At 37.9% G+C, this 13,152-nt stretch carries 14 protein-coding genes, 1 rRNA gene and 1 pseudogene; 13 read left to right on the top strand and 3 right to left on the bottom strand.

Annotated elements, in window-relative coordinates:
• Positions 1-87, top strand: a 5S ribosomal RNA gene (gene rrf, locus J2S17_RS24390); the annotation flags it as partial.
• Between the two features lie 240 nt (positions 88-327).
• On the opposite strand, the pseudogene J2S17_RS24385 reads toward rrf, so the two are convergent.
• Together J2S17_RS24385 and J2S17_RS24380 are read right to left on the bottom strand one after the other, a co-directional pair.
• Positions 328-869: pseudogene (locus J2S17_RS24385) on the bottom strand (GNAT family N-acetyltransferase).
• Between the two features lie 348 nt (positions 870-1,217).
• Complete coding sequence (locus J2S17_RS24380; RefSeq protein WP_307478831.1) at positions 1,218-1,421, bottom strand: sigma factor G inhibitor Gin; 204 nt, start codon at positions 1,419-1,421, stop codon at positions 1,218-1,220.
• Positions 1,422-1,659: 238 nt separating this feature from the next.
• On the opposite strand from J2S17_RS24380, the gene J2S17_RS24375 reads away from it, so the two are divergent.
• The 10 genes from J2S17_RS24375 (at position 1,660) to rsmI (ending at position 8,878) form a co-directional block, all read left to right on the top strand.
• A complete protein-coding gene (locus J2S17_RS24375; protein ID WP_307478828.1) occupies positions 1,660-3,087 on the top strand; it encodes an aminotransferase class I/II-fold pyridoxal phosphate-dependent enzyme in 1,428 nt (475 codons plus the stop codon).
• A gap of 35 nt (positions 3,088-3,122) precedes the next feature.
• Positions 3,123-3,761 (top strand): dTMP kinase, encoded by a 639-nt coding sequence (gene tmk / locus J2S17_RS24370; RefSeq protein ID WP_307478825.1) that lies wholly within the window; start codon positions 3,123-3,125, stop codon positions 3,759-3,761.
• 102 nt (positions 3,762-3,863) lie between these two features.
• Positions 3,864-4,193, top strand: coding sequence for a cyclic di-AMP receptor DarA (gene darA / locus J2S17_RS24365; RefSeq protein ID WP_307478824.1), 330 nt, complete (start codon positions 3,864-3,866; stop codon positions 4,191-4,193).
• A 27-nt stretch (positions 4,194-4,220) separates the two neighbouring features.
• A complete protein-coding gene (locus tag J2S17_RS24360; RefSeq protein ID WP_307478821.1) occupies positions 4,221-4,661 on the top strand; it encodes a YaaR family protein in 441 nt (146 codons plus the stop codon).
• Positions 4,662-4,675: 14 nt separating this feature from the next.
• Positions 4,676-5,683 (top strand): DNA polymerase III subunit delta', encoded by a 1,008-nt coding sequence (gene holB / locus J2S17_RS24355; protein ID WP_307478819.1) that lies wholly within the window; start codon positions 4,676-4,678, stop codon positions 5,681-5,683.
• A complete protein-coding gene (locus tag J2S17_RS24350) occupies positions 5,676-6,500 on the top strand; it encodes a PSP1 domain-containing protein (RefSeq protein ID WP_307478817.1) in 825 nt (274 codons plus the stop codon). Before holB ends, J2S17_RS24350 begins: the two co-directional genes overlap by 8 nt.
• A 13-nt stretch (positions 6,501-6,513) precedes the next feature.
• Positions 6,514-6,888 carry a DNA replication initiation control protein YabA gene (gene yabA, locus J2S17_RS24345; RefSeq protein WP_307478814.1) on the top strand — a complete coding sequence of 125 codons (375 nt, stop codon included), beginning with the start codon at positions 6,514-6,516 and terminating at the stop codon, positions 6,886-6,888.
• 79 nt (positions 6,889-6,967) lie between these two features.
• Complete coding sequence (locus J2S17_RS24340; protein WP_307478812.1) at positions 6,968-7,708, top strand: tRNA1(Val) (adenine(37)-N6)-methyltransferase; 741 nt, start codon at positions 6,968-6,970, stop codon at positions 7,706-7,708.
• A complete protein-coding gene (locus tag J2S17_RS24335; protein WP_307478809.1) occupies positions 7,698-7,958 on the top strand; it encodes a GIY-YIG nuclease family protein in 261 nt (86 codons plus the stop codon). The genes J2S17_RS24340 and J2S17_RS24335 overlap by 11 nt, the downstream gene beginning before the upstream one ends.
• Before the next feature lie 41 nt (positions 7,959-7,999).
• Positions 8,000-8,878 carry a 16S rRNA (cytidine(1402)-2'-O)-methyltransferase gene (gene rsmI / locus J2S17_RS24330; protein ID WP_307478807.1) on the top strand — a complete coding sequence of 293 codons (879 nt, stop codon included), beginning with the start codon at positions 8,000-8,002 and terminating at the stop codon, positions 8,876-8,878.
• Between the two features lie 42 nt (positions 8,879-8,920).
• On the opposite strand, the gene abrB is transcribed toward rsmI, so the two are convergent.
• A complete protein-coding gene (gene abrB / locus J2S17_RS24325; protein WP_503128672.1) occupies positions 8,921-9,214 on the bottom strand; it encodes a transition state genes transcriptional regulator AbrB in 294 nt (97 codons plus the stop codon).
• A 675-nt stretch (positions 9,215-9,889) separates the two neighbouring features.
• On the opposite strand from abrB, the gene metG reads away from it, so the two are divergent.
• A complete protein-coding gene (metG, locus tag J2S17_RS24320) occupies positions 9,890-11,848 on the top strand; it encodes a methionine--tRNA ligase (RefSeq protein WP_307478804.1) in 1,959 nt (652 codons plus the stop codon).
• A gap of 262 nt (positions 11,849-12,110) precedes the next feature.
• On the top strand, positions 12,111-12,878 hold the full coding sequence (locus J2S17_RS24315; RefSeq protein WP_307478800.1) for a TatD family hydrolase: 768 nt from the start codon (positions 12,111-12,113) through the stop codon (positions 12,876-12,878).
• Positions 12,879-13,152 lie beyond the last annotated feature (274 nt).

The raw sequence follows: 13,152 nt of genomic DNA, 5'->3' as shown, positions 1-13,152 counted from the left end.
GTTCCCATACCGAACACGGAAGTTAAGCTTCTCAGCGCCGATGGTAGTTAGGGGCTGTCCCCTTGTGAGAGTAGGACGTTGCCGGGCAAATGATCGTGAGAGCACCTGTATGGGTGCTCTTTTTGTGTTAAAAAATAATTCCATTCACCGTTCTTTTAATATAGAAAAAGGTCAGTGAATCAGAAGGAAATGGCTATTCCAAATACTAATACTAAAGAGGCATGAGTGGAACAATGGAGGAATTTGCAAAGACATTAAAAGTTAAGAGTACCACCTTCAAAAATATTGAACTAAATTTCTTTAATTAATATTAAATCTTTAACTGTTTTATCCATTGCTTAGTTCACTTTTAAGCATGCTCATTCTGAGACGATCAACATATTTCCCATTCCTTAATCGGTCTTGTCTTAAGATCTTCTTCGACATAGCCTATTCGTTTATATGACTTAATGGCTTTTTCATTATCAATCTCTACTTTTAGCCAAATCTTGTTCAGGTTGAGTTCACTATCTCCTACAACGAACATTTCTCTCATTGAATATAATCTATATCCTTTACCCCAGTAGTTTTTAACACCTATAGCTATCCCTAACTCTGCATGGTTGTTTATTTTATCAATGTTTTTAAAATCAATCCATCCATATGTTTACCTTGTTCAGTTACGATAGCTATTTGCACACATATCCATTGGTTTGATTCATGCACATGCCAATCCACTTCACCGTCTCTTCCCTACTAAAAGGGGGGTACTTGTCAGGCATGTTCAGATGTTTTGTAACCTCTTTGTCTAAGCACCACTGATAACGGTCTTCTGCATCGTCAAGGTTTAATTCCCTCAATCTCACCTTTGGTAATTTGTTTAGTTCCATATTCTCCTCACCTATAATGTATTATCTTTATTTTAGGCTGTTTTCGTATACTTTGTTGCAATAGTCATTGATTTTCTCTCCAGGTGCTCGCTTTCCGCGGGGCGGGCGGTGAGCCTCCTTGTCGCTATGCTCCTGCGGGGTCTCACCTGTCCCGCTGCTCCCGCAGGAGTCTCGCACACCCGTTCCAATCAACTTAACTTTTCAATGGTTTGTCTTATCAAAACCTATGAAAAAAAACAACAATCTTTTAGAAAAGAGCCTTATGTTAAAATAAATATCCAATAAGTGTATAAAATCTTTGTTCTTATATGAAATTCAGGCAAATAAAAAGTCCCCAAATGGAGACTGCTAGGAAAAAATTTCAGGTGTATTAATCTTTTTAAGTTTATTTAGGTAATATTTATATTTGGGATCGTTCGTTTCGGTTGCGATTAAATCTTTTTCACAGTCTGTGCAAATAAAAGAAGTGTATAGATGTATTCCCTGGGTTTTTGTTTCCTCACAAATGATACAGCTTTTTTCGATTGTTTTCTTTGCTAGCAGCGAACTCAATCACTCCACCTCCATACACTAAATCATGCCCCAAATTAGGGATTTGTATACAATTTTTAGAATTTTCATCCTTGGCAGCTTTGTTTTATATTCTATGTTAGAAATAGGTTTTGGGTGTATGTCTGCTTTCGAATTGTAAAAAAAATTATCCGTAGAAAATTATTTCAATGAATTTTCCTTTTTTTATAGTGATTTGATAAAATAGAAAGGAAACTTAAGATGAGTATTGGGGATATAAATGAATCAGACAAATATACCGTTATTACAACAACTATTTAAACATAGGGTGAAGAGACCAATATCTTTTCATGTCCCAGGTCATAAAAATGGCATGGTAGTCCCAGCTCCGGCAAGACACCATTTTAGTGAGTTCCTTTCTTTAGATGTTACGGAGCTTTCCGGTCTAGATGATTTGCACTCGCCTGAAGGTGTGATTGCAGAGGCGGAAGAGTTACTTGCCCAGTTGTATCAGGTGCAAAAAAGCTACTTTTTAGTAAATGGATCGACAGTTGGGAACTTGGCGATGATTTTGGCTGCGGTTGGCGAAGGTGATACGGTCCTTGTTCAGAGGAATTGTCATAAATCAATTATAAATGGTTTGTCGCTTGCAAAGGCTAATCCTGTTTTCTTAGCACCCGAGTACGATGAAGAGTGGGGCGTGGCAGGCGGTGTGTCCTGTGATCTTGTGGAGGAAGCACTGATGAAATATCCACATGCAAAAGCTTTGATACTTACATACCCAAATTACTATGGCATGGTTTACCCATTAGAGGAAATGATAGCTAAGGCGCATGAAAAAGGGATTCCTGTGCTTGTTGATGAAGCACATGGGGCTCATTTTTACGGAAGTGAAATATTTCCTCCTTCAGCGGTGGAGTTAAAGGCCGATATTGTTATCCAATCCGCTCATAAGACATTGCCTGCAATGACGATGGGTGCCTACCTACATATGAATAGCACCATCGTTGCTAAGGAGCGGGTTGAGCATTATTTGCGAATTCTGCAATCAAGCAGTCCCTCCTATCCAATTATGGCATCTTTGGATTTTGCCCGCAGCTATCTAGCTTCTTTCTCAAATGAGGACGGGAAGGCTTTGATGCAAACGATAAACCACTTCCGAGATCAGTTGGATTCAATAAAGGGAATAAGCGTCTTACGTTATGCCAATCAAATGGGTGATCCTCTTAAGATAACAATACAGTCCAACACTGCTCTTACAGGCTTTGATTTACAGCGCTTATTAGAGGAGAGAAGCATTTTTACAGAGCTTGCTGATCCCTTCAATGTGTTAATGGTTTTTCCGTTGGTTAAGAAAGGAGAATTTTATCCATTTGAAGAGGTCCTAAGGTGCATAAAGGATAATATGAAGAGGCAAGAGATGTACGGTGATAAAGAAATTAAAAAAAGGCATATCAGTCACCATGCAAAGATTACCACTTTATCTAGGACGGATAGGAAAGAAGTAAAAACTGTAAAAATAGATGAGGCTTGTGGAAAGATTTGCGCGCAGCTCATTCTGCCATATCCACCAGGCATCCCGTTATTATTTCCCGGGGAAATAATAACAAAAGAACATATTCAACATTTACATGAGCTCTTGCAGGCAGGTGCGCGTTTTCAAGATGTGCTTGATTTGCAAAGAGGGCTGATTAATATTTATCAGTAACGAAACAATTTGACGAATCATCTGGGGGTTATACAATGGAAAAAGGCATTTTTATCACAGCGGAGGGGCCTGAGGGGGCCGGCAAAACAACCATCATGAATATGCTGGCTGAAAGTCTTGAGAGTGAAGGGTATAACATAAAATTAACAAGAGAGCCTGGTGGAATTGAAATTGCAGAACAAATAAGAAGTGTAATACTAGATAAGTCCAATACAAAAATGGATTCAAAGACAGAAGCGCTTCTATATGCAGCAGCACGGAGACAGCATTTGGTGGAAAAGGTTATCCCGGCATTGGAAGATGGGTATATTGTGTTATGTGACCGTTTTGTTGATAGTTCATTAGCTTATCAAGGTTATGCAAGGGGACTTGGGGTTGATGAAGTACTGTCGATCAATGAATTTGCGATCGAAAAATTAATGCCAGCACTCACTTTATATTTTGATATTGAACCAGAAAAAGGCCTTGAGAGAATTAATATTCACAAAGGGAGAGAAGTTAATCGACTTGATCTCGAAGATCTGGCGTTTCATGAAAAAGTGAGAGAAGGTTACCTCCAGCTACAGAAACGATATCCGCAGCGGATTAAAAATGTGAATGCAGCTAAATCAGTAAATGAAGTTTTTAAACAAGCACAGGAACTATTAAAACCACTGATTATTAGTAAAAAATAACAGCAACAATGAAAAATCGGTCAGTATATCCCTGTTAGTGCATAAAATAACTGATATAATATGAATAAAGTCAATTTCGCTAAATTTGAGGAGGGTGGTAAAATGAAGCTAGTATTAGCAGTTGTACAAGACCAAGACAGCAATAAACTATCAAAAGCACTTATGGATAATAATTTCCGTGCGACAAAATTAGCCAGCACAGGTGGTTTTCTGAAATCGGGAAATACAACTTTCTTGATAGGGACAGAAGATATCCGAGTGGAAAAAGCGTTGCAGATCATTAAGGATAATTGTCAATCCAGGGAGCAGCTCGTTGCGCCAGTATCTCCGATGGGTGGAAATGCAGACTCATATATTCCATACCCTGTTGAAGTAGAAGTCGGGGGAGCAACGGTATTTGTTCTACCAGTTGAACAGTTTCATCACTTCTAAAAAGATTTGGTGAATCGGGGGTAAATGATGAAAATCAATCAGGATATTCGTTTAAACGTAGATAAAGTCCGACAGGATCAAAAACAGCCTGTCGGCAACCAATTAAAATTTAATGAACTTGTTCAAAAGCATGGGCAGAAAATGCAAACATCACAAATGCATGCCCTGCTGGGTGATATAGAATCAGCGGGCAGAAGACTTGCTAGATCCAGAAGCTTTAAGGACATGGCTAAATATAAAACTTTGGTTAAAAAGTTTATTAAAGAAACGGTAGAATACGGGATGGAACTTAAGCAGTCACATAGCTGGAATCATCTCGGCCAGGGCAAGGCTTTAAAAATTGTTGAAACAATTGACGAGAGGCTTGCGGAACTAGCAAAGCAGATATTACAGCAAGAAGGAGATTCAATCGATATTCTTGGTAAAATCGGTGAGATTAAAGGATTATTAATCAATCTATATACGTAAGTGAGTTGATCAGCATGACACAAACATGGGAACAGTTTCAGGATATGCAGCCTGTCGTGCTGAAGATGTTTAAAAACAGCTTAAGTAAAAATCGGCTTGCCCATGCTTATTTATTCGAAGGAATGAAGGGTACAGGAAAAAAAGGTGCGAGCCTGCTTCTGGCGAAAAGTATCTTTTGTTTATCCCCTATTGATGGATATGTTTCATGTGAAACGTGCCTGAACTGTAAGAGAATTAACCATAATAACCATCCAGATGTTCATATGATAGAGCCTGATGGCCAATCAATAAAGAAACAACAGATTCGAGCGCTTCAAGAAGAATTTTCAAAGACAGGTGTGGAATCGAACAAAAAAGTATATGTGATTGTCCATGCGGATCGAATGACGGTGAATGCAGCAAATAGTTTATTGAAGTTTTTAGAAGAACCGCACGCTGAAACAACAGCAATCCTCATAACCGAGCAATCCCAAAGGATGCTGCCAACTATTTTATCACGATGTCAGTCTATCACCTTTAAACCACTTTCGGTTGAAATATTTATTGAACAGCTAAAAGTGAATGGTGTAAACGAGGAAATGGCAGCTATTCTTGCACGCATCACCCATAATTTGGACGAAGCTTTAGCATATAGTGGGGATGATTGGTTTGTACAAGCGCAAAAAATAGTGTTAAAATTATACGAAGTGCTAAAGAAAAATCCTTTGCAGGCGATGGTGACGCTTCAAGAGGAATGGTTTCCGCACTTTAAAGAGAAGGATCAATTAGATCTGGGTTTAGACATACTACTTCTTTTATTAAAAGATTTGCTATATATTCAGCTCGGCAAAGGTGAACAAATGGCCTTTGTTATGGAGCGAAATCGTTTAGAGCCATATTCGCTTCAATCTTCCAGCAGAAAACTGACAGATCAAATTACAGCTGTCTTAGAATCAAAAAGGAAGCTACAAGCAAATATGAATCCGCAGTTGTTGATGGAACAGCTTGTGTTAAAAATGCAGGAGGGATCTTCATTTGTATGATGTAGTGGGAGTGCGCTTTAAAAAAGCGGGCAAGATTTATTATTTTGATCCCGGAGATCTTTCAATACAAAAGGATGACTTTGTGATAGTCGAAACGGTTCGAGGAGTGGAATATGGCAAAGTCGTTATTGCTCCCAAAAAGGTTGATGAGCATGATGTTGTCCTTCCATTGAAAAAGGTCCTGCGTATTGCGGATCAAAAGGATCGAATGATTGTCGAGGAAAACAGGCAAGCAGCCAAGGAAGCTTATGATGTATGCTGCGAAAAAGTAACGACCCATCAGTTGGATATGAAACTTGTAGATGTAGAGTATACATTTGATCGCAACAAAGTAATTTTTTACTTTACAGCGGATGGACGTGTGGATTTTCGGGAGCTGGTTAAGGATTTGGCAGCCATTTTTCGGACAAGAATTGAGCTGCGGCAAATTGGTGTACGCGATGAAGCAAAAATGCTGGGTGGTATTGGACCATGCGGGAGAATGCTTTGTTGCTCAACATTTCTAGGAGATTTTGACCCTGTGTCAATTAAAATGGCGAAGGATCAGAATTTATCATTAAACCCAACAAAAATATCTGGGCTTTGCGGTCGTCTCATGTGCTGTTTGAAGTATGAAAATGATGAATATGAAACAGCTAAGAAACAGCTTCCAGATATTGGAGAATGGGTAAAAACACCTGAAGGTTCTGGTAAAGTCGTTGGTTTAAATATTTTGGAACGAATTCTGCAAGTGAACTTAAAGGAACAAGAACGCGTGCTTGAATTCACTCTTGAGGAAATAAATGAAGGTGCTGTATCAGTTCAATCCACAGATTAATGAGGTGGAATGTTTGGATAAAAAGGAAATCTTTGATTCAGTAGATAATATGGAATCTCAAATTGGGCAATTATATCAGAAGCTTGGTGAGTTAAAGCAGCATTTGGCAGAGGTGCTGGAAGAAAATAATTCTTTGAAGCTTGAAAATGATCATTTGAGACGCCGGTTAAAGATCACGACAGATAGAGAGAAGAAGACCGGGAAAAAGAATACGTCAAAACAGTCATTAGAGGAAGCGGATGACGAAAAGCTTCTGGATATTGGTGAGGGCTATGATAATTTAGCACGTCTATATCAAGAGGGCTTCCATATATGTAATCTGCATTTTGGCAGCCCTCGAAAAGAAGGGGATTGTCTATTCTGTCTATCGTTTCTTAATAAGAAATAAAAATTGCCTTCCTGTATATAGGAAGGCAATTTTTAAAGGAAATTGGGTAAAACTGAAGAATCATTTGGAGGATTTAGGTATGGATGTCTTAAAGGGAGATGAAAGATTAGATCATTTATTAGCGGAGAACTTGAGAATCATTCAAAGTCCCTCCGTTTTTTCCTTTTCAATTGACGCTGTGTTGTTAGCGAGATTTGTCTATGTACCCATTCAAAAGGGAAAGTTAATTGACCTTTGCAGCGGGAATGGTGTCATTCCACTATTTTTAAGCGCTAGAACAAAGGGGCATATTACGGGTGTAGAGATACAAGAGAGACTTTATGATATGGCGATGAGAAGTATTAAGTATAATGGTTTACAGGAGCGTTTATCGATGGTTCATGGGGACATTAAGCGTATGACTGAAAGATTTGGATATGGAAAATTCGATGTCGTCACATGTAATCCCCCATACTTTACTACTCCTTCGAATAAAGTCATGAATGAAAATGAGCATTTAGCCATTGCCCGCCATGAAATTCTTTGTACATTAGAAGATACGATTCGTGTGGCAAGCCAGCTAGTGAAGCAAGGCGGAAAGGTTGCTTTCGTTCATCGTCCTGGGAGATTACTTGATATTGTTACTTTAATGCGGAAATATCAATTAGAGCCTAAGAGAATTCAAATGGTATATCCTAAATTAGGTAAAGAGGCTAATGTATTACTTATTGAGGCCATAAAGAATGGCAAGCCGGACTTAAAGATTATGGCCCCTTTATTTATATATAATGAAGGAAATGAATATTCGAAGGAATTAAGAGAGATTTTGTATGGAGAATAATGAGCATTATTTTTACGTTTTGGAATGTAATGACGGGAGCTTGTACGCCGGATACACTAATAATCTAGAACGCCGTTTAAAGAAGCATAATGAAGGAAAGGGTGCCAAGTACACAAGAGGCAGGGCACCGCTTAAGCTGGTATTCCATCAAACATTTGATAATAAACGTGATGCCATGAGAGCTGAATATCGCTTTAAGCAGTTAGATCGTAAGCAAAAGCTCGATGTGATCGGTTTATATCGCTCGTAAATGGAGTCAATGCAATTAATAAGAAATAGGTGAGTGCATATATGCATCAACAAAAAAGCTTTAGTAATGAGGAAGAAAAGGGCATGTTGTACCTTGTCCCCACTCCGATTGGCAATCTTGAAGATATGAGTTTTAGGGCGATTAGAATCATGAAGGAAGCAGACTTTATCGCTGCGGAAGATACACGTAATACGAAGAAATTATGCAATTACTTTGAGATTGAAACACCGATTATTAGTTATCATGAACATAATAAAGAATCCAGTGGCTACAAAATAATTGAAAAGCTGAAGAGCGGATCAAAGGTGGCACTAGTGAGTGATGCGGGTATGCCGACAATCTCTGACCCAGGCTATGAATTAGTGGTGTCAGCGGTTGAAGAACATCTAACTGTTGTTCCGCTTCCAGGGGCAAATGCTGCGTTAACAGCATTAATTGCTTCAGGTATAGGAACACAACCATTTTACTTTTATGGATTTTTAGAAAGACAAAAGAAGAATAAAAGAAAAGAATTAGCTGATTTAGCGATTTTATCATCGACAATCATTCTTTATGAATCTCCTCATCGATTAAAAGAAACTCTGAATTTGATGTTAGAGCATATGGGGAATAGGAAAATCGTCTTATGCCGTGAGTTAACGAAGAAGTATGAGGAGTTTATCAGAGGAACTGTGTCTGAAGCTATACAATGGGCAGATACAGATGAGATTCGCGGTGAATTCTGCCTGATTCTTGAAGGCTCCTCAGAAGATCATCTTTCTGAAGATAATAGCTGGTGGGAAGAGCTCACAATCGAAGAGCATGTTGAACATTATATATCTGTAAAGGAATTAACAAGTAAAGAAGCAATTAAACAAACCGCCAGTGATCGTGATTTGAATAAAAGAGAGGTTTATCGAGCTTATCATGTAGAAGAATAGGGTAAATAAAAAGGCTTCTCAGGAAGAGAAGCCTTTAGCTATTTATGCTTGTTGCTTTGAAAGTTCGAAACTATTTTGGATCTCTTTTAATAATTGCTCAGCACCATCGCGACTTAAGATTAATTTACCGCCAGCAAGTGAGATGTTATCATCTGACACTTCACCTGTAACTTGGCAAGTCATGTTTGGCTTGTATTTTTTTAGGATGATTTTTTCATCATCAACATAAATCTCAAGAGCGTCCTTTTCTGCAATACCAAGTGTACGTCTTAATTCGATTGGAATAACCACACGACCTAGCTCATCAACTTTACGAACAATACCAGTAGATTTCATAATAATTTCTCCTCTCAATTCTCCAAAAGTAATATTTATCTTTTTTCGTCATTATTCGACAAAAATCTCTGTTGTTATTATAATACCAGCCATTACCATATTCGTCAATTACTTTATATTATTATTTGGTGGCAATTATTTACACGGTTCTAATCCTTGATATGAAAGGAATTAAGTTCAAAGAGGGGAAAATGACCGTTAAAAATACATTTAAAAAGGCCAAAACATAATATAACAAATTTCGACAAAATTCGTCATTTCTTATGACTTGATGAAGGAAATAGTCATATATAATTACAGTAGATTTTGAGCCCGGAACGCGGAATTACTAGTATATTTCATTTTCTTGCACAAATTATTATTTTTAGGTATATTTTGTTGATATAAGAGGTAAAGCTGACGAATATAATCGTGTACAATAGAAGGAACTGCATATGTGGAAAGTTGATACCTGTGCGGATGATTTTAATCGAATATATTTGTCGTCAAACTGAGAACGTTTATATGAGAACTCTCGTCTATTTGATGGGATCTTTATACTTTAAGACAGGAATGAGGTTCAACGTCACAGAGGATATTTTCTTTGGACTTTGTCCTTTGTTTTATCAATGCTCGTTAAGCAGAAACTGTTCTTAAAAGTTTGTATGGGGACAATATGAATGAGGAGGAACAATCATGGAGGAAAAATTAAAAACATTTTATTTAACAACTCCAATTTATTATCCGAGTGGCAATCTACATATAGGTCATGCGTATACGACTGTTGCAGGAGATGCGATGGCTCGTTATAAGCGTATGCGTGGTTTCGATGTAATGTACTTAACTGGGACAGATGAACACGGGCAAAAGATCCAGGAAAAAGCTGAAGAGAAAGGTGTCACTCCGCAACAGTATGTGGACGAGATCGTGTCAGGCATTCAAGATCTATGGAAGAAGCTTGATATTTCCTATGATGACTTTATCCGTACAACAGAGGGACGCCACAAGAAAGTTGTGGAAAAGATATTTGCACAGCTGTTGGAGCAAGGTGATATTTATTTAGGTGAATATGAAGGCTGGTACTGTACACCATGTGAATCCTACTATACAGAAACTCAGTTAGTCGATGGAAATTGTCCAGACTGCGGACGTCCAGTTCATAAAGTTAAGGAAGAGTCGTATTTCTTTAAAGTGAGCAAGTACTCTGATCGCTTGCTTAAATACTATGAAGAGAATCCATCTTTCATTCAGCCTGAATCAAGGAAAAATGAAATGATCAATAACTTTATTAAGCCAGGTCTTGAAGATTTGGCCGTTTCTAGGACAACCTTTGATTGGGGAATTAAGGTCCCTGGAAACGCAAAGCATGTTATCTACGTTTGGATTGATGCCTTATCCAACTACATTACTGCTTTAGGATATGGAACGGATGATGATTCTAAATACTTGAACTATTGGCCAGCAGATGTTCATTTAGTAGGGAAGGAAATTGTGCGCTTCCATACGATTTATTGGCCAATCATGCTGATGGCTTTAGACTTGCCGCTGCCAAAGAAAGTATTTGCACATGGCTGGCTATTGATGAAGGACGGAAAAATGTCAAAATCCAAAGGGAATGTCGTTGATCCTGTAACATTAATAGACCGTTATGGCCTAGATTCACTACGTTATTATTTATTACGAGAAGTGCCTTTTGGAGCAGATGGTGTATTTACACCAGAAGGCTTTGTCGAAAGAATTAATTTTGACTTAGCAAATGACTTAGGAAATCTGTTGAATCGTACGATTGCTATGATTGATAAGTATTTTGATGGCGTGATCCCTGCTTATCAAGGATCAACAGGAGAGTTTGATCAGGCCTTGGTGAAGTGTAATGAAGAAACGATTAGCAAATATGAAGACTCTATGGAAAAAATGGAGTTCTCTGTTGCATTAACAGCCATTTGGCAGCTAGTGAGCAGAACCAATAAATATATAGATGAAACAAAACCATGGGTGCTTGCGAAAGATGAAGATGAACGTGCAGCGCTTGCTAGTACAATGTATCATTTAGCCGAATCACTAAGACGGACTGCTGTTCTACTTCAGCCTTTCTTAACAAGAACACCGAAAGAAATTTTTGCTCAATTAAATATTGATAAGGAAGAGCTTACTTCATGGGAAAGCTTAGAATCATTTGGTGCGATTCCTGAGGATATTAAAGTACAAAAAGGTCAGCCGATATTCCCACGCTTAGATATTGCCGAAGAAGTTGAATTTATAAAAACAAAAATGCAAGGATCCGCTCCAGCACCTGCTGAGGAGGAAAAGGTCATGGAGAAGCCTGATAGTGAAGAAATTGCAATCGATGATTTCATGAAGGTGGATCTCCGTGTTGCACAAGTCCTAGAGGCTGAGCCTGTGAAAAAAGCAGATAAATTATTAAAGCTGCAGCTTGACCTTGGCTATGAAAAGCGTCAAGTGGTTTCAGGTATTGCCAAGTTCTATAAGCCGGAAGAATTAGTTGGAAGAAAGGTCATTTGCGTGACTAATCTAAAACCGGTAAAATTACGCGGAGAATTATCTGAAGGAATGATTTTAGCAGGAAGTGAGAATGGAGAACTTTCATTAGCCACGGTCGCAGAATCACTTCCTTTAGGCGCTAGAGTGAAGTAAGAACAGCCATCTGATTTATTACAAATAAGCGGACATAGAAATGTTGACGTAGAAAGGCTTACGAAGAACATTTCTATGTTTTTCTTTTTTAAATAATATTTTTAAAAAATAAAATCGTGAAATATTATAAATATCAATTCATTTTGATTAATATGAGTAACGTTTTATCTATATTAGGATAATACTCTTTGCATATACTTTTTGATATCACTATGAAATATTTGTAACACAAATATAAAAAATGATAAAAGGAGAAGATTGGATGTTTTTTGATACGCATGTTCATTTAAATGATCAACAATATAACGAGGATTTAAAAGAAGTCATTGATAGGGCGCAAACAGCGGGAATTTCCAACATGGTTGTAGTAGGATTTGATCGGCCAACCATCAATAAAGCGATGGAATTAATTGAGGAATATGATTTCCTTTATGCAAGCATAGGCTGGCATCCAGTAGATGCGATTGATATGACTGATGAGGATCTTGGATGGATTGAAGGGCTTACCAGCCATCCGAAGGTAGTAGCAATCGGAGAAATGGGACTTGATTATCATTGGGATAAATCACCAAAAGATGTCCAAAAGGAAGTATTCAGGAAGCAAATTCAGCTTGCGAAAAAAGTGAAATTGCCGATTGTGATTCATAACCGTGAAGCAACAGCAGATATCGTAGAAATTTTAAAGGATGAAGGGGCAGAAGAAGTAGGGGGGATCATGCATTGTTTCAGTGGAAGTCCAGAAGTAGCAAAGGAATGTGTGGACATGAACTTCTATATTTCACTAGGAGGACCAGTTACTTTTAAAAATGCAAAAAAACCGAAAGAGGTTGCGGCAGACATCCCGCTTGAAAAATTATTAATTGAGACAGATTGTCCATATTTAGCACCACATCCTTACCGTGGAAAAAGAAATGAACCAAGCTATGTGACACTTGTGGCAGAGCAAATTGCAGAGATTAAGGAGCTTACAGTAGAGGAAGTTGCAAGGGTAACAACCGAAAATGCAAAAAAATTATTCGGCATAAACTGATAGCGGATTATGTCAGATGTAAGCGAAGCTTGTCCAATTTTTTTCTTATTCTAAAAAGTTCTACATGAGTTTGCGGTCTCATAGGATAACCATGTCGATAACTCTCGCTTTCCAAATTCTATGTTTTTTTGCATAATAGAGACTATGTTTGGGAATATTCTGATTTTTCAAGAGGGAATAAGGTTGGTTATGGAGAATAATTTGGGAAAGAAAAGCTGAAAAATGCTTTGAGAAATTATTTTTTATGAAAGAAGAGAGCAATTACAGGAGGTGT

The organism is Cytobacillus purgationiresistens (assembly GCF_030813235.1).
GTDB lineage: Bacteria > Bacillota > Bacilli > Bacillales > Cytobacillaceae > Cytobacillus > Cytobacillus purgationiresistens.
This window is presented reverse-complemented; position numbering and strand designations above follow the sequence as displayed.

Excerpts from the sequence above, each read along its gene's own strand:
- darA (WP_307478824.1), top strand. The coding sequence starts at position 3,864 with ATGAAGCTAGTATTAGCAGTTGTACAAGACCAAGACAGCAATAAACTA.
- J2S17_RS24335 (WP_307478809.1), top strand. The coding sequence starts at position 7,698 with ATGGAGAATAATGAGCATTATTTTTACGTTTTGGAATGTAATGACGGG.
- metG (WP_307478804.1), top strand. The coding sequence starts at position 9,890 with ATGGAGGAAAAATTAAAAACATTTTATTTAACAACTCCAATTTATTAT.
- J2S17_RS24315 (WP_307478800.1), top strand. The coding sequence starts at position 12,111 with ATGTTTTTTGATACGCATGTTCATTTAAATGATCAACAATATAACGAG.
- J2S17_RS24340 (WP_307478812.1), top strand. The coding sequence starts at position 6,968 with ATGGATGTCTTAAAGGGAGATGAAAGATTAGATCATTTATTAGCGGAG.
- abrB (WP_503128672.1), bottom strand. The coding sequence starts at position 9,214 with ATGAAATCTACTGGTATTGTTCGTAAAGTTGATGAGCTAGGTCGTGTG.
- J2S17_RS24360 (WP_307478821.1), top strand. The coding sequence starts at position 4,221 with ATGAAAATCAATCAGGATATTCGTTTAAACGTAGATAAAGTCCGACAG.
- J2S17_RS24375 (WP_307478828.1), top strand. The coding sequence starts at position 1,660 with ATGAATCAGACAAATATACCGTTATTACAACAACTATTTAAACATAGG.
- tmk (WP_307478825.1), top strand. The coding sequence starts at position 3,123 with ATGGAAAAAGGCATTTTTATCACAGCGGAGGGGCCTGAGGGGGCCGGC.
- rsmI (WP_307478807.1), top strand. The coding sequence starts at position 8,000 with ATGCATCAACAAAAAAGCTTTAGTAATGAGGAAGAAAAGGGCATGTTG.
- holB (WP_307478819.1), top strand. The coding sequence starts at position 4,676 with ATGACACAAACATGGGAACAGTTTCAGGATATGCAGCCTGTCGTGCTG.